Raw genomic sequence first — 15,834 nt, 5'->3', positions numbered from 1 at the left:
TGTCTGTGAACAGACGCTAGATACGGAAACTGCCTACCAATTGCTTCAATCGAGAAGCCTGTTGCTCAAGGTCCGAGCACGCCCTCAGGGTCGATTGCAGGTTTTCCACGCCTTCCTGGTTCAGCGTGTTGATCTCGGTGATGTCCACGTTGATCGACTCCACCACCGCCGTCTGTTCCTCGGTCGCCGTGGCCACCGACTGGTTCATGCCGTCGATTTCGCCGATGCGCAACGTCACGCTGTTCAGGCGCTCGCCCGCCAGGTTGGCGATTTCCACGCTGTCCTGGCTGTGGCGCTGGCTGTCGCTCATGGTGCTGACGGATTCGCGGGCGCCGACTTGCAGCTCTTCGATCATGGTCTGCACCTGTTGCGCCGATTCCTGCGTGCGGTGCGCCAGGTTGCGTACCTCGTCGGCCACCACGGCAAAACCGCGCCCGGCTTCACCGGCCCGCGCTGCTTCGATGGCGGCGTTGAGCGCCAGCAGGTTGGTTTGCTGGGAAATGCTGGTGATCACTTCGAGAATCTGCCCGATGTTCACGGTTTTGCTGTTCAGCGATTCGATGTTGGTGCTCGAAGCGCTGAGCATGCTCGACAGCTGATTCATCGCGGCAATGCTGCGATCCACCACTTGCTGGCCGTCTTCGGCCAGGCTGCGGGCATCGCTGGCCTGATTCGATGCCTGGGCGGCGTTACGGGCGATTTCCTGAGCCGCGGCGCCGAGTTGGTTGATGGCCGCGGCGACGCTGCTGGTGCGCGAAGCTTGCTGGTCGGAGTTGAACATCGACGAGTTCGAGGCCGCCACCACCCGCAAGGCCACTTCGTTGACCTGGCCGGTGGCCGAGGACACTTCGCGGATCGATGTATGAATTCGCTCCACGAAACGATTGAACGCCGTGCCAAGGACGCCGAATTCGTCCTGATTCTGGATGGTCAGGCGTTTGGTCAGGTCGCCTTCACCGTCGGCGATGTCTTCCATGGCGCGGGTCATCACGTGCAGCGGCTGGATCAGCAGGCGGATCAGCATGCCCAGCAAGCCAATGATGATGGCCACTGCAATCAGGGTCGCGATGATCGCCGAGGTGCGGAATTCGCTGAGCATGGAGAAGGCTTTGTCCTTGTCCACCGACAGGCCGATGTACCAGTTGACCGAGGACAGTCCCTTGATCGGGGTGAAGGTCACGATGCGGGTTTTGCCGTCGACTTCGATCTCGCTCGGCTTATTACCGATGACGGGCGTGTCTTGTGGGTAGACGTCCTTGAGGTTTTTCATCGCCAGCGTTTTGTCCGGGTGGACCAGGATCTTGCCGTCGGCGCTGACAAGGAACGCATAGCCCATGCCGTCGAAGTCCAGCGCGTTGAGGCTGTCGGTGATCGCTTGCAGGCTCAGGTCGCCACCGACCACACCGATGTTCTGACCGTCCTTGAGAACGCTGTCGACGATGGAAATCACCAACTGGCCAGACGCCAGGTCGATGTAAGGTTCGGTCAAGGCCGACCCGCTGGTGCTTTGCGCGCTCTTGTACCAAGGGCGGACGCGAGGGTCATAGCCGTCGGGCATCTTGCTGTCCGGACGGATAATGAAGGTGCCATCCTTGTTGCCCAGGTAGGCACCCATGAAGGTCGATGTGACAGCCTTCTGTTCCAGCAGTTTGGCGACGTTGTCGGTCTCGGCGTTCAGGGCAACGGTCTGTGACAGGTTTTCGATCAACAGGCTACGACCCGCCAGCCAGGTCTGAATGTTCTTGGCGGTGACGTTACCCATTTCTTGCAGGTAGTTGTCCAGGTCGCGGCGTATCGCATTGCGCTGCAAATAGTCGTTGTACAGTGTGAACGAAGCGAATGCGGCGATAACGATCAGGGCGGCGGCAAGCAGTATTTTATGGCTGAAGCGCAGGTTTTTATTCATGGCTTGGGGTCCGCTAGGTCTTAATGTCCAGGGCGTGCTTTTATAAAGGCACGCAAATTGGGCAGTGTTGAAAGTAAGCTGATAGTTCCGTCTCTCCTTAGGGAATTACCGACGCTATTTTCAGTCTGGTCTCTCGGTTGTTATCGGCCATGCAGGATCAAAGATTAACCATGGGTGACAAAATGCCTGACTCATCGCAACTCGTTATCGGCGCTGACCTCGCTGGCCAGCCAATCGCCCAGGCCATGCGCCTGGCGAACCGTCACGGTTTGGTAGCGGGCGCTACCGGGACCGGTAAAACCGTTACGTTGCAGCGCCTGGCCGAAGCGTTCAGCGATGCAGGCGTGGCGGTGTTCGCGGCGGACATCAAAGGCGACTTGTGCGGCCTGGGCGCCGCCGGTAACCCTCAAGGCAAGGTCGCGGAGCGGATCGCCGGCATGCCCTGGCTGAACCATAAGCCTCAGGCGTATCCGGTAACCCTGTGGGATATTCACGGTCAGTCCGGTCATCCATTGCGCACCACTTTGAGCGAAATGGGGCCGTTGCTGCTCGGCAGCCTGCTGGAGCTGAGCGACAGTCAGCAGTCGGCACTTTATGCGGCGTTCAAGGTGGCCGACCGCGAAGGGCTGTTGCTGCTGGATTTGAAAGATTTGAAGGCTCTGCTCAATCACCTGCGTGATAACCCCGTATTACTGGGCGATGACGCGGCACTGATGACCACCGGTTCCAGCCAGGCACTGTTGCGCCGTTTGGCGACGCTGGAACAGCAGGGCGCCGAAGCGTTGTTCGGTGAACCGGCACTGCAACTGGAAGATATTTTGCAACCGGCGATGGACGGTCGCGGGCGCATCCATTTGCTCGACGCCAGCCGTCTGGTGCACGAAGCGCCGAAGGTCTACGCGACGTTCCTGCTGTGGTTGCTGGCTGAATTGTTCGAGCAACTGCCGGAACGCGGCGATGCCGATAAACCGCTGCTGGCGCTGTTTTTCGACGAGGCGCACTTGTTGTTCGCCGGTACGCCCAAGGCGTTGCAGGATCGTCTGGAACAAGTGGTGCGGCTGATCCGTTCGAAAGGCGTGGGCGTGTATTTCGTCACCCAATCGCCGGGGGACTTGCCGGATGATGTGCTGGCTCAGTTGGGCCTGCGTGTTCAGCATGGCTTGCGCGCGTTCACCGCCAAAGAGCAGAAATCCCTGCGGGCAGTGGCCGAGGGCTTCCGGCCGAACCCGGCATTTGATGCCTTGTCGGTGTTGACTGAGCTGGGCATCGGCGAGGCGTTGGTCGGCACCTTGCAGGACAAGGGCACGCCGGAGATGGTCCAGCGTGTACTGGTCGCACCGCCGCAATCGCGGATCGGGCCGCTGACCGAGACTGAGCGCACGGTGCTGATTGCCGGTTCGCCGTTTAAAGGGCGATATGACAAACCGGTTGATCGCGAATCGGCCTATGAAGTGCTGATGGGGCGCAAGGGGTTGGCGCCGGAGCCTGAAACCGCGCCGGGCAAACCTGCCCCCGAAGAGCCGAGTTTCACCGAACAGGCTGGGGAATTCCTCGGTACGGCCGCAGGACAGGCGCTTAAATCGGCGATGCGACAGGCGGCCAATCAATTGGGCCGACAACTGGTACGCGGGTTGATGGGGTCATTGCTTGGGGGCAGCAAGCGCCGCTAGCGAGTGTACGCAGTCAAAATGTGGGAGCGGCGGTGTGGCGCTCCCACATTAAATTTGAGTCAGGATTTAGGTTTTGCGTGCGCCGCAAGGCGCTCCAGCGCCGCCCTTAGATTCGGGTCGGTAATCCCGTCAGCCGTCGCCTGAATGGTCGCCGCGGCATCCGTCGACAAATCCATGGTATGCCCAGCCGCTCCTTGCTGAACGGTCGGTGGCTGCACCTTGAACAGGATCCGCGTCAGGCTGGCGAACTCGTCGAACAGCTGTAACTGGCGTTGCAGACGCTTTTGTTGATAACGCAGGCGGGTGGCCCAGTGACCGTCGGTGACAATCAGCAATAAACTGCCTTCGCGCCACGACGCCACATGGCAATGCTCGCGGGCGGCCGGTTGCAGCTGGCTTTCCACCAGACGTTGCAAATGACCCAGGCGTTGAGCGTGGCCAAAGATGGCTTTCAGCGGTTTGGCTTCGCGAAGCAGAACGGCGGGTGCTCTGGCCGTGAGAGGGCGAAATGCCATGATCGAACACCTGAAGTAACAGAACGGCCATGGTAACAGAAAGCACCCGCTGGTCCCGACCCATTGCTTTACGAGCGCTTTACCCATTAAATCAACGAGTAACTTGTACCCTCAATGGGTTGAAGTTCAGTAAAAAGCCCTTATTTTAAGTGAGCCCCGTCACAGCGCAGTGCATGCATCGTGGAACAACGCCACTTTCCTCACCATCGTTTCCGGGTAGAATGCTCGTTCGCATGCGGCCATGAGGGCTGCACGGGCGACTCACGGGGCCGCCCTCCATCCCTTTAGTGTGGAAGATCCTGCCGATATGTTTGCGCCTTTGTTAAAGAAACTTTTTGGAAGCAAGAACGAGCGTGAAGTCAAACGCATGCTCAAGACGGTGCAGCTCGTCAATGCCTTCGAAGAGCAAATGGTGGCCCTTTCGGACGATCAATTGCGTGCCAAGACCAACGAGTTCAAGGCCCGCCTCGCCAAAGGGGAAACCCTCGACAAGCTGCTGCCAGAAGCCTTTGCGGTCGCCCGCGAAGCCGGTAAGCGCGTCATGGGTATGCGCCACTTCGATGTCCAGCTGATCGGCGGCATGACCTTGCATGAAGGCATGATCGCGGAAATGCGTACCGGTGAAGGCAAGACCCTGGTGGCAACACTGGGCGTTTACCTCAACGCGCTGTCCGGCAAGGGCGTGCACGTTGTGACGGTGAACGACTACCTGGCCCGTCGTGACGCCAACTGGATGCGTCCGCTCTATGAATTCCTCGGCATGACGGTCGGGGTGGTCACGCCATTCCAGCCGCCGGAAGAGAAGCGCGCCGCTTACGCCGCCGACATCACCTACGGCACCAACAACGAATTCGGTTTCGACTACCTGCGCGACAACATGGCGTTCAGCATGGAAGAAAAATTCCAGCGCGAACTCAATTTTGCCGTGATCGACGAAGTCGACTCCATCCTCATCGACGAAGCCCGTACCCCGCTGATCATCTCCGGTCAGGCCGAGGACAGCTCCAAGCTGTACATCGAGATCAACAAACTGATCCCGCAGCTTGAATTGCACATCGAGGAAGTCGAAGGGGAAGTCACCAAGGCCGGCCATTACACCATCGACGAGAAGACTCGTCAGGTCGAACTCAACGAAGCCGGTCACCAGTTCATCGAAGAAATGCTCACCCGCGTCGGCCTGCTGGCTGAAGGCGAGAGCCTGTATTCGGCGCATAACCTGGGCCTGTTGACTCACGTCTATGCCGGCCTGCGTGCGCACAAACTGTTCCATCGCAATGTCGAGTACATCGTGCAGGACGGTCAGGTGGTGCTGGTCGACGAACACACCGGCCGTACCATGCCGGGTCGCCGTTTGTCCGAAGGTCTGCACCAGGCCATCGAAGCCAAGGAAAACCTGAACATCCAGGCCGAGAGCCAGACCCTGGCGTCGACCACGTTCCAGAACTACTTCCGTCTGTACAACAAGCTGTCCGGCATGACCGGTACCGCGGACACCGAAGCGTTCGAATTCCATCAGATCTATGGCCTGCAGGTCATGGTCATCCCGCCGAACAAGCCGTTGGCGCGTAAAGACTACAACGACCTGGTGTTCCTGACCGCCGAAGAGAAATACGCGGCGATCATCGGCGACATCAAGGAGTGCATGGCTCAGGGCCGTCCAGTGCTGGTGGGTACCGCCACCATCGAAACGTCCGAGCACATGTCCGGCCTGCTTCAGAAGGAAGGCATCGAACACAAGGTTCTGAACGCCAAGTTCCACGAAAAAGAAGCCGAAATCATCGCTCAGGCCGGTCGTCCGGGTGCACTGACCATCGCCACCAACATGGCCGGTCGTGGTACCGACATCCTGTTGGGCGGTAACTGGGAAGTGGAAGTGGCTTCGCTGGAAGACCCGACCCCTGAGCAGATTGCCCAGATCAAGGCCGACTGGCAGAAACGTCACCAGCAAGTGCTGGAGTCGGGCGGCTTGCAGGTGATCGCTTCCGAGCGTCACGAATCGCGCCGTATCGACAACCAGTTGCGCGGTCGTGCCGGTCGTCAGGGCGACGCCGGTTCCAGCCGTTTCTACCTGTCGCTGGAAGACAGCCTGATGCGCATCTTCGCCTCTGACCGGGTGAAGAACTTCATGAAGGCGCTGGGCATGCAGTCCGGTGAAGCGATCGAGCACCGCATGGTGACCAACGCCATCGAGAAGGCTCAGCGCAAGGTTGAAGGCCGCAACTTCGACATCCGTAAGCAGCTGCTTGAGTTCGACGACGTCAACAACGAACAACGTAAAGTGATCTATCACATGCGTAACAGTTTGTTGGCCGCCGACAATATTGGCGAAACCATTGCCGATTTCCGTCAGGACGTGCTCAACGCAACCGTCAGCGCACACATTCCGCCACAATCGCTGCCTGAGCAGTGGGACGTGTCCGGTCTGGAAGCGGCGTTGCAGAGCGACTTCGGTGTGGCGCTGCCGATCCAGCAATGGCTCGACGAAGACGACCACCTGTACGAAGAAACCCTGCGCGAGAAGCTGCTCAACGAACTGATCGCCGCGTACAACGAGAAAGAAGACCAGGCCGGTGCCGAAGCACTGCGCTCCTTCGAGAAGCAAATCGTACTGCGCGTGCTCGACGACCTGTGGAAAGACCACCTGTCGACCATGGATCACCTGCGTCACGGCATTCACTTGCGTGGTTATGCGCAGAAGAACCCGAAGCAAGAGTACAAGCGCGAGTCCTTCACCTTGTTCTCCGAGCTGCTGGATTCGATCAAGCGCGACTCGATTCGTGTGCTGTCGCACGTTCAGGTGCGCCGCGAAGATCCGGAAGCCGAAGAGCAACGTCTGCGTCAGGAAGCCGAGGCGCTGGCTGCGCGCATGCAGTTCCAGCACGACGAAGCGCCTGGCCTGGAGCAACCGGAAGTGTTGGGTGAAGAGATCGATGTAGCTCTCGCCACCGCACCGGTACGCAACGAGCAGAAGCTGGGCCGCAACGAGCTGTGCTACTGCGGCTCGGGCAAGAAGTACAAGCATTGCCACGGGCAGATCCAGTAAACCCCGTTTCAAACGCTGAAATACCCGCGCCGCGACCGGCTTCTGCCGTCGCGGCGTTTTGCCATTTAAACCACCGTCCATCGCACTGACGGTGCCAACATTTTTTAAGGAGCGCATTCATGGCTGTTGGTCTTGGTCCTTTGCCAACGTTGCACCCGGTTGCCGGTTTTGAACTCGGTATCGCCTCGGCCGGTATCAAGCGCCCGGGGCGCAAGGATGTCGTGGTCATGCGCTGTGCCGAAGGTTCCACAGTGGCGGGCGTGTTCACCCTGAACGCCTTTTGCGCCGCTCCCGTGATCCTGGCCAAGCAACGCGTGCAAGGTCCGGTACGTTACCTGCTGACCAACACCGGCAATGCCAACGCCGGCACCGGCGAACCAGGCCTGGCCGCCGCCGAGCGCACCTGCGCCAAGCTGGCTGAGCTGACCGGCGTTGATGCCAGCCTGGTGCTGCCGTATTCCACCGGCGTGATCGGCGAACCGCTGCCGGTCGAGAAAATCGAAGGCGCGTTGCAAGCTGCCCTCGATGATTTGTCGGAAAACAACTGGGAAGCTGCCGCCACCGGCATCATGACCACCGACACCCTGCCCAAGGGCGCCAGCCGTCAGTTCCAGCATGACGGCGTGACCATCACTGTCACCGGCATCAGCAAAGGCGCGGGCATGATTCGCCCGAACATGGCGACCATGCTCGGTTACATCGCCACCGACGCCAAAGTCTCCCGCGAGGTGCTGCAAAACCTGCTGCTGGACGGCGCCAACAAGTCGTTCAACCGCATCACCATCGACGGCGACACCTCGACTAACGACTGCTGCATGCTGATCGCCACCGGCAAGGCCGCACTGCCGGAAATCACCCGTGCCGAAGGCGAGCTGTTCGCCAAGTTGAAACAAGCGGTATTCGAAGTGTGCATGGACGTGGCCCAGGCCATCGTGCGTGACGGCGAAGGCGCGACCAAGTTCGTCACCGTTGAAGTCAACGGCGGCGGCAATCACCAGGAATGCCTGGACGTCGGTTACACCGTGGCCCACTCGCCGCTGATCAAGACTGCGCTGTTCGCCTCCGACCCGAACTGGGGCCGCATCCTGGCCGCTGTAGGCCGTGCCGGTGTACCGAACCTGGACGTGAGCAAGATCGACGTATTCCTTGGCGAGGTATGCATCGCCAGCCGTGGCGCGCGCGCTGCCACCTACACCGAAGCCCAGGGCGCGGCGGTGATGCAGCAGGAAGAAATCACCATCCGCATCGAGCTGGGTCGCGGCGATTGCAGCGAAACCATCTGGACCACCGACCTGTCCCACGAATACGTGAAGATCAACGCCGAGTACCGCACGTAAGACAGATCGCTTTCGCGGGCAAACCTCGTTCCTACAGGTCACACCACCTGTAGGGCCGAGCGGTGCGGCGATCCGACTTGCCCACGAAGACGGACCACCAGACGCTAAAGATTCTGGCTTGTACTCTTACCAAAAGGCGCCCGAACATGAGCCTCCACCTGATCATCGGCGACAAACTGTATTCTTCCTGGTCCCTGCGCGCCGCGCTGGCCCTCGACCTGACCGGCGCGTCCTACACCGAAGAACTGATCAAGCTGAACCAGCCGGACACCCGCGCACGCGTGCTCAAGCATTCGCCGACCGGGAAAGTCCCGCTGCTGAAAAGCGAACACGGCACCATCGCCGATTCGCTGGCGATTGCCGAGTACCTGGCCGAGCAATTTCCCGATGCCGGCCTCTGGCCCAAAGACACCGCCGCCCGAGCCCAGGCGCGTTCGGCCTGCGCGCAGATGCACAGCGGTTTCTTCGCCATGCGCGGCAACATGCCGTTCGACCTGAGCCACAATGCGCCGTTGTTGCCGACTCCGCCTGACGTTCAGGCCGAGATCGAGCGCATGCTGGCGTTGTGGGCTGAATGTCGTGCGGCCGCGACTGAAGCCGGCCCGTTCCTGTTCGGTGGCGCGACCCTGGCCGATGCGTTTTTCGCACCGATCGCCGTCCGCCTGCGCACCTATCAAGTGAAGCTGCCCGAGGTCGATGCAGCCTATGTCGAAACCATTTACCAATGGCCAGCTTTCAAGGCCTGGCAGAAGGCAGGTCTGGAGGAGGTCGGGCAGTGAAACGAGTACACGTGGCCGCGGCGGTTATCCGCGATAGCAACGGCAAGATCCTCATCGCCCGGCGTGCCGACACCCAGCATCAGGGCGGCTTGTGGGAGTTCCCCGGTGGTAAGGTCGAGGATAACGAATCCGTCGAAACCGCCCTGGCCCGCGAGCTTCACGAAGAGTTGGGCATCGTGGTCAATACCGCGCGACCGTTGATCAAGGTTCGCCACGACTACCCGGACAAGCAGGTGTTGCTGGATGTCTGGGAAGTCTCGGCGTTTACCGGCGAACCCCATGGTGCCGAAGGCCAGCCTTTGGCCTGGGTGACTGCGCGGGAACTGCTGGACTACGAGTTTCCGGCCGCCAACCAGCCGATCGTCGCGGCTGCACGCTTGCCCGGCGAGTACCTGATCACCCCGGACGGTCTGGAAACCCCGGCCTTGCTGCGCGGTATCCAGAAAGCCATCGCGGGCGGCATCAAGCTGATTCAGTTGCGTGCGCCCAATGGCTATGACCCGCAATACCGCGATTTGGCGGTGGACGCGGCAGGGCTGTGTGCCGGCAAGGCGCAGTTGATGATCAAGGGGCCGTTTGAATGGCTGGGGGACTTTCCGTCCGCCGGCTGGCACATCACTGCCGCGCAGTTGCGCAAGTACGCGGCGGCCGGCCGACCGCTACCGGCGTCGCGCTGGTTGGCGGCGTCCTGCCACAACGCTGAAGAACTGGCGCTGGCCGAGCAGATGGGCGTGGACTTTGTGACTCTGTCGCCGGTGCAGCCGACCCAGACGCACCCGGATGCTCAGCCGCTGGGTTGGGAGCTGGCGTCGACTTTGATCGAAGGCTTCAGCAAACCGGTGTTCTTGTTGGGTGGTGTTGGCCCGGTAGAGCGGCAGAAAGCCTGGGAAGCGGGCGCGCAGGGTGTGGCGGGGATTCGGGCGTTCTGGCCTGAGGCTTGATTTGCAGTGCTGTGATCATTCCCACGCTCCGCGTGGGAATGATCAGTCGATCAGTTTGAAGGTTTCGCCGCAGGCTGCCATAAAATCTCGGCAATCCCCTGGCGCTTGGCAATCAACCGTGCCGCCACAAACAACAAATCCGACAACCGATTGATATACGCCAGGCCCACCCCGGCCAACGGTTCGATCGTATTCAACTGCTGACACCGGCGTTCGGCACTACGCGCCAGGCTGCGGCACACGTGGGCCTGGGCAATCAGCGCCGAACCGCCGGGCAGAATGAAATTCTCCAGCGGCCCCAGCTCTTCATTCCACACATCAATGGCCGCTTCCAGCCGTTCGATTTCTGCCGTGTTCAGTGCCTGATACACCGGCATCGCCAGTTCGCCACCGAGGTCGAACAACCGATGCTGGCAGGGCGCCAATACCTCGATCACTTCGCCAAGCCCGGGAAACTCGCCACTTTGCGCCGCCAACCCGGCCAACAGCACGCCCACCTGGCTGTTCAGCGTATCGACCTCGCCAATGGCCTCGATTCGCGGATGGTCCTTGGGCACCCGGCGGCCGTCACCAAGCCCGGTTTCGCCTTTGTCACCGGTGCGGGTGTAAATCTTCGACAAACGAAAGCCCATGGTTACCTCGACAGCTGATTGAGTTCTTGAGAGTTCACCGCAGTGCCCGACAAAGGCAGGCGCAAGGTGAAGCAAGTGCCTTGGCCCGGCGTCGATTGCACTTCCATCTGGCCCTTGTGGTTGTTGGTGATGATGAAATACGAAACCGAGAGCCCAAGACCGGTGCCCTGACCGATTTCCTTGGTGGTGAAGAACGGCTCGAACGTGCGTTTGCGCACGCTTTCGCTCATGCCGATGCCGTTGTCCTCGACCTGGATTTCCGCCCACGGCGGATTCAGTTTTGTGCGCAGAATGATCCGCCCCGGTTCGCGGTCGTCTGTACGCTGGTGAATGGCTTGCGCAGCGTTTTTCAGCAGGTTGAGCAGCACCTGTTCCAGTTCGTTGGCGGTGCCGGGTACCGGGCCCAGCGCCGGATCGAACTGGCGAATGATCGCCTGGCCCTTGAAGTCGAAGCCGATGGCCAGGTCGAAGTCGTTGCCGGCGATTTCCACCGCTTGATCGATCAGTGCCGGCAGGTCGCATGGCGCCATTTGCCGAGTGCTGCGGCGGCTGAAGCTGAGCATGTGGGTCACGATCTTCGCCGCCCGGGCGCCAGCCTGCTGAATGCCGTCGAGCAGCTGCGGTACTTCACGCGCTTTCAGGTACTTATTGACCGTTTCCAGTTCGATGCCCATTTGCTCGGCCTGTTCGAGGTTCTTCGGCAGGTCGGGGGACAGACGTCGACGAATGTTCTGCACATTGTGCAGGATTGCGCCCAGCGGGTTGTTGATCTCATGGGCCATACCGGCGGCGAGGCCGCCGACCGAGAGCATTTTTTCCGACTGCACCATCATCTCTTCCAGGGACAGACGCTGGGTGATGTCGTCGATCCGGATGACCACGCCACGTCCGGCACCGCCCATCAACGGGTAGAACGTCAGGGCGTAATGCCGGGGTTCGTCGTCCTTGGGCCAGGTAACGCGTTCGATCTTGGCCACCGTATGCTGCTCGACGGTTTGCTTGAGCTGCGGCAGGAACGGCTTGAGGGGTTTGAAGGCGAGAAAGATCGGCTGGTTCAAGGCTTCGTCCAGGCGCGTGCCGGACAGTGCGCTGGCCTCCTGATTCCACTGGGTCACGTAAAGCTGCTCGTCGAGGGCGATCAGTGCCGATGGCATGGAGTCGATGATGCTGTTGAGGTAGTTCTGGAAACCGGTAAGTTTTTTCTCGATCTTGCTCCGCACCTGAACTTCCAGTTCCAGCTTGCGGTTGGTGTGACGGGTTTCTTCGGCCAGCCCCTGGGCCTGGTCGTAAGCCGCCTGGGAATCGTCGCGGGCGCGCTTGAGCTGCTGCTCCCGGGCCTCGATGCGCGAGAGCATGGTGTTGAACGCTTCGGCGAGGCTGCCGATTTCGTCGTGGTTGCCGCGAGAGGCGCGCAGGGCGTAGTTCTCTTCCCGGGTGACTTGCCGGGACAGCTCTTCGAGCTGATGGATGGGGCGGGTAATCAGGCGTTTGATCTGCCGGGCGATCACCAGCCACAACAGCACGCTGAAGATCAGAATCCCCAGGCTGGCGGTCAGGGTCCCGGTGTAGAACGCCATCGGCAATTCGCTGCTGGCCACCAGCAGCAAATGCCCGGGAGCGGTGCCGGGGCGGGGCAGGGTGATCACTTGATTGCTGCGAAACTCCGTGGCTTGCCAGGCTTCGAGGTGCTGGTAGTGCTCTGGCAGGCTCAGCATGTCGCCGTGTTGCAGCTGCGCCAGACGCGTACCCGTGCCGTCGTAAAGGGCTGCCGCACGCAGTGGTGAATAACTGTTGAGTTCGTTGAGCAGGCGTTCGGCGTTTTGCGGCGACTTCAGGGCGTCGGACACCAGGCTCGGGTTGGACACCAGTCGGCCGATGGTCTGCAGGGCCTGGGGGGCCATGCTTTCCTGGGAGATGTAATACGCGGCACTGATAAAGGTCAGGTTGGCGACCAGCAAAACGGTGGTCAACAGCACCAGCAGGGCGGCCAGCAGTTTCTGGCCGACCGGAAGGTTTTCAAGGCGCTGGCGCAATGGCATCAGGTTCATCGCTGAAAAGGAACAAGTGGCCAGCGTAGCCGCTGCTCAGTCGCTGGGCAATCCAAGGCTGTGCAGATGATCGATCAAGCGCTGCTGCAATTGATTGAGGTGGGGCAGGTTCAACTGATGCCGCGACGCAACTTTGCAGGCATGGCCCAAGAGGTAGCTGATTTCGGTGCGGCGCTGATTGGCGACATCCTGGTACATCGAGGAGAAATTGGTCGCGGTAGCCTTGATCACCCGTTCGACTTCCTCCCGGAGGTTTTCGGCTGCCGCCGGCTGGCCGCAGCGCTCCAGCAGTTCGGTGAGTTCGGCGCACAGGGTGGCCACTTCGCACTGATGTTGCTGCAAACCGCCGTTGCGGCATTCGTGCAGGACGGTCAACGGGTTGATCGCACAATTGAGCGCCAGCTTGCGCCACAGCCTGATGAGAATGTCGGTGCTCCACTCATGGGGAATGCCGGCGTCGCTCAAGTCCTCCAGCCAGAACGGTGCCACTGGATGGCCGGCATCTCCCAGCCAGGTGTAACCATGACCGGCAAACACCACACGCCAGTCGCCATCGCGAAACGCGCCTTCGGTACTGGAAGCGAAGATGCAGCGGGCATGCGGGACTTGCGCGGCGACGGCGTCCTGGCTGCCAAGGCCGTTTTGCAACAGGATCAGTTCGGCGTCCGGTGTCAGTCGGTGGGAGAGTTGGGCCACGGCTGTTACGGCGTCATAGGCTTTACAGGCCACCAGCAGACGGCTGATCGGTCCGTCGCTGTCGGCTGTTTCGCCGGGCACCGGGTACAGCTGCGCTTCGCCGTGCTCGACCAGCGTCAGCCCGCCCGCCGCCTGATAGGCCTGCAGGCGCGCCGCGTCCCGTACGATCAGCCTGACCGGTACTGAAGCCCGTGCCAGACGGGTGGCCCACAACGTGCCGAGGCTGCCGGCGCCCAGAACATGCCAAGGGGTAGACATCAGCTTTTTACTCGGTTTGTCGCTGGCATGTGAGGCTCGCAGTATCGGTTGGAAAAGACCCGTTATAATGAGCCCGATTTTAACCGCAAGCCAAGCGCGCTCCATCGTTATCGAGCGCGCCTTTTTATTGGAGAAATTACATGCCGTCGTTCGACGTGGTATCCGAACTGGACAAACACGAAGTCACCAACGCGGTCGAGAACGCCGTCAAGGAACTCGATCGTCGTTATGACCTGAAAGGCAAGGGCAGCTTCGAGTTCAAGGAAAAAGACCTGACCGTCAACCTGACCGCTGAAGCCGATTTCCAGCTCGAAGCGATGATCGAGATCCTCAAGCTGGCCCTGGTCAAGCGCAAGATCGACGTGCAATGCCTTGAAGTCAAGGATGCCTACGCGTCGGGCAAGCTGATGAAGCAGGAAGCGGTCCTCAAGGAAGGCATCGACAAAGAGCTGGCGAAGAAAATCGTCGCCCACGTCAAAGATGCCAAGCTCAAGGTCCAGGCTGCCATTCAGGGTGAGCAGGTACGTATCACCGGTAAAAAGCGTGACGATCTGCAGGAAGCCATCGCCGCCCTGCGCGCCAAAACTTTCGACATGCCGCTGCAGTTCAATAACTTCCGCGACTGACCTTTCAAGCGGGAACCTCTCGGCGATTTCGACGTCCGAGGCCCAAGCAACGGCAGAAACGATCGGGCCTTATGGGGTCGGTCTTTCTGCCGCTCATTTTTTGCGTGCCGGGTAGCCGGAAATCAGGAGAAAGAAGATGGATTTGAATGCTGAAGTGGACAACCTCGTCAAGGCGTCTCAAGCCTGGATTCCGATGATCATGGAATACGGCAGCCGCGTGTTGCTGGCGGTGATCACCCTGGCCGTTGGCTGGTGGCTGATCAACAAAGTCACGCAAAAACTGGGCGGCCTGCTGGCGTTGCGCAACGCCGACCTGGCGCTGCAAGGCTTCATCAGCAGCCTGGCGAACATCATCCTCAAGGTTCTGCTGATCGTCAGCGTGGCGTCGATGATCGGTGTGGAAACCACCTCCTTCGTCGCGGCTATCGGTGCGGCCGGCCTGGCCATCGGTCTGGCCCTGCAGGGCAGCCTGGCGAATTTCGCCGGCGGCGTGTTGATTCTGTTGTTCCGTCCGTTCCGTATCGGTGACTGGATCGAAGCCCAAGGTGTTGCCGGTACTGTCGACAGCATCCAGATCTTCCACACTGTTCTGCGCACAGGCGATAACAAAACCATCATCGTGCCTAACGGTAATCTGTCGAATGGCATCATCACCAACACCAACCGCCAGCCGACCCGCAAAGTAGTATTTGATGTGGGTGTGGACTACGAGGCGGACTTGCAGAAGGCCCGTGAAGTGTTGCTGGACCTGGCCAAGGATCCGCGAGTGTTGACTGAGCCGGCACCGGAAGCGGTGATTTCCACACTGGGCGACAGTTCGATCACTGTTTCTCTACGGGTGTGGGTGAAGACTGCCGACTACTGGAATGTGATGTTCATGTTTAACGAACAATCGCGCGATCGCTTGAAGACTGCCGGCATCGATATTCCATTTCCGCAGCGGGTTATTCGCGTGGTGCAGGAATCGGCGGCGGTGTAAGGAACAGTCAATCAACTGATGTCTGACCTTTTGGTCAAACATTTTGCAAGCCCCGATCCTTTAAACACAATGCTGTAGCCAATAAAAAAGGCCCATCCGAAGATGGGCCTTTTTTTGATTACCTGTCTCGTCCTGAATAAGGTTTACACCTTCTGACTTATCTTCAGGAGGAACCAATGGATACGGGGAAAAGGCGCAGCCAGCGAGATTACACGCTGGGCTTTAAATTGGCAGTCGTCGATCAGGTCGAAAAAGGCGAGTTGAGTTATAAAGAGGCTCAACGGCGCTACGGGATTCAGGGGCGGTCGACTGTGCTGGTGTGGTTACGCAAGCATGGGCGGCAGGACTGGAGCCAAGGCGCCTCTATTCGCGCCCAGAGGAGCCGACCGATGGACGAACAAAGT

General features: G+C 60.0%; 12 protein-coding genes and 1 pseudogene. 8 read left to right on the top strand and 5 right to left on the bottom strand.

The window, feature by feature from the left end:
• Positions 1 to 16: 16 nt before the first annotated feature.
• Positions 17 to 1,906, bottom strand: a complete 1,890-nt coding sequence (locus F475_RS21735; RefSeq protein WP_018926520.1) for a methyl-accepting chemotaxis protein — start codon at positions 1,904 to 1,906, stop codon at positions 17 to 19.
• 182 nt (positions 1,907 to 2,088) lie between these two features.
• Between F475_RS21735 and F475_RS21730 the strand changes: the two genes are divergently transcribed.
• Positions 2,089 to 3,576, top strand: coding sequence for a helicase HerA-like domain-containing protein (locus F475_RS21730; RefSeq protein ID WP_111454752.1), 1,488 nt, complete (start codon positions 2,089 to 2,091; stop codon positions 3,574 to 3,576).
• Positions 3,577 to 3,635: 59 nt separating this feature from the next.
• Here the strand turns inward: F475_RS21730 and F475_RS21725 are convergent, their stop codons facing one another.
• Positions 3,636 to 4,091, bottom strand: a complete 456-nt coding sequence (locus F475_RS21725; protein WP_018926518.1) for a DUF721 domain-containing protein — start codon at positions 4,089 to 4,091, stop codon at positions 3,636 to 3,638.
• Positions 4,092 to 4,398: 307 nt separating this feature from the next.
• Between F475_RS21725 and secA the strand changes: the two genes are divergently transcribed.
• The 4 genes from secA to F475_RS21705 all read left to right on the top strand — a co-directional run bounded on the left by secA (position 4,399) and on the right by F475_RS21705 (position 10,191).
• A complete protein-coding gene (gene secA, locus F475_RS21720) occupies positions 4,399 to 7,134 on the top strand; it encodes a preprotein translocase subunit SecA (RefSeq protein ID WP_018926517.1) in 2,736 nt (911 codons plus the stop codon).
• A gap of 119 nt (positions 7,135 to 7,253) precedes the next feature.
• On the top strand, positions 7,254 to 8,471 hold the full coding sequence (gene argJ / locus F475_RS21715) for a bifunctional glutamate N-acetyltransferase/amino-acid acetyltransferase ArgJ (protein WP_111454695.1): 1,218 nt from the start codon (positions 7,254 to 7,256) through the stop codon (positions 8,469 to 8,471).
• Positions 8,472 to 8,617: 146 nt separating this feature from the next.
• Complete coding sequence (locus tag F475_RS21710) at positions 8,618 to 9,250, top strand: glutathione S-transferase family protein (protein ID WP_019581491.1); 633 nt, start codon at positions 8,618 to 8,620, stop codon at positions 9,248 to 9,250.
• On the top strand, positions 9,247 to 10,191 hold the full coding sequence (locus F475_RS21705; RefSeq protein WP_018926514.1) for a Nudix family hydrolase: 945 nt from the start codon (positions 9,247 to 9,249) through the stop codon (positions 10,189 to 10,191). Before F475_RS21710 ends, F475_RS21705 begins: the two co-directional genes overlap by 4 nt.
• Positions 10,192 to 10,241: 50 nt before the next feature.
• Here the strand turns inward: F475_RS21705 and F475_RS21700 are convergent, their stop codons facing one another.
• Genes F475_RS21700 through F475_RS21690 form a run of 3 tightly spaced genes read right to left on the bottom strand, consistent with a single transcriptional unit; the run spans position 10,242 to position 13,825 of the window.
• A complete protein-coding gene (locus F475_RS21700; protein WP_018926513.1) occupies positions 10,242 to 10,823 on the bottom strand; it encodes a cob(I)yrinic acid a,c-diamide adenosyltransferase in 582 nt (193 codons plus the stop codon).
• 2 nt (positions 10,824 to 10,825) lie between these two features.
• A complete protein-coding gene (locus tag F475_RS21695) occupies positions 10,826 to 12,862 on the bottom strand; it encodes a HAMP domain-containing sensor histidine kinase (protein WP_064621203.1) in 2,037 nt (678 codons plus the stop codon).
• A 45-nt stretch (positions 12,863 to 12,907) separates the two neighbouring features.
• Entirely contained in the window at positions 12,908 to 13,825 is a 918-nt protein-coding gene (locus tag F475_RS21690) for a putative 2-dehydropantoate 2-reductase (RefSeq protein ID WP_111454694.1), read from the bottom strand.
• A gap of 140 nt (positions 13,826 to 13,965) precedes the next feature.
• On the opposite strand from F475_RS21690, the gene F475_RS21685 reads away from it, so the two are divergent.
• The 3 genes and pseudogenes from F475_RS21685 to F475_RS21675 all read left to right on the top strand — a co-directional run.
• Positions 13,966 to 14,451 (top strand): YajQ family cyclic di-GMP-binding protein, encoded by a 486-nt coding sequence (locus F475_RS21685; protein WP_018926510.1) that lies wholly within the window; start codon positions 13,966 to 13,968, stop codon positions 14,449 to 14,451.
• A 136-nt stretch (positions 14,452 to 14,587) separates the two neighbouring features.
• Positions 14,588 to 15,430: a mechanosensitive ion channel family protein gene (locus F475_RS21680; RefSeq protein ID WP_064616353.1), complete on the top strand. Its 843-nt coding sequence runs from the start codon at positions 14,588 to 14,590 to the stop codon at positions 15,428 to 15,430.
• Positions 15,431 to 15,606: 176 nt separating this feature from the next.
• Positions 15,607 to 15,834: pseudogene (locus F475_RS21675) on the top strand (IS3 family transposase); the annotation flags it as partial.

The sequence above is a fragment of the Pseudomonas sp. URMO17WK12:I6 genome, from assembly GCF_003253625.1.
Lineage (GTDB): Bacteria > Pseudomonadota > Gammaproteobacteria > Pseudomonadales > Pseudomonadaceae > Aquipseudomonas.
This window is presented reverse-complemented; position numbering and strand designations above follow the sequence as displayed.

Coding starts and splice junctions, on each gene's coding strand:
- F475_RS21735 (WP_018926520.1), bottom strand. CDS start 1,906: ATGAATAAAAACCTGCGCTTCAGCCATAAAATACTGCTTGCCGCCGCC.
- F475_RS21730 (WP_111454752.1), top strand. CDS start 2,089: ATGCCTGACTCATCGCAACTCGTTATCGGCGCTGACCTCGCTGGCCAG.
- F475_RS21725 (WP_018926518.1), bottom strand. CDS start 4,091: ATGGCATTTCGCCCTCTCACGGCCAGAGCACCCGCCGTTCTGCTTCGC.
- secA (WP_018926517.1), top strand. CDS start 4,399: ATGTTTGCGCCTTTGTTAAAGAAACTTTTTGGAAGCAAGAACGAGCGT.
- argJ (WP_111454695.1), top strand. CDS start 7,254: ATGGCTGTTGGTCTTGGTCCTTTGCCAACGTTGCACCCGGTTGCCGGT.
- F475_RS21710 (WP_019581491.1), top strand. CDS start 8,618: ATGAGCCTCCACCTGATCATCGGCGACAAACTGTATTCTTCCTGGTCC.
- F475_RS21700 (WP_018926513.1), bottom strand. CDS start 10,823: ATGGGCTTTCGTTTGTCGAAGATTTACACCCGCACCGGTGACAAAGGC.
- F475_RS21695 (WP_064621203.1), bottom strand. CDS start 12,862: ATGCCATTGCGCCAGCGCCTTGAAAACCTTCCGGTCGGCCAGAAACTG.
- F475_RS21690 (WP_111454694.1), bottom strand. CDS start 13,825: ATGTCTACCCCTTGGCATGTTCTGGGCGCCGGCAGCCTCGGCACGTTG.
- F475_RS21685 (WP_018926510.1), top strand. CDS start 13,966: ATGCCGTCGTTCGACGTGGTATCCGAACTGGACAAACACGAAGTCACC.
- F475_RS21680 (WP_064616353.1), top strand. CDS start 14,588: ATGGATTTGAATGCTGAAGTGGACAACCTCGTCAAGGCGTCTCAAGCC.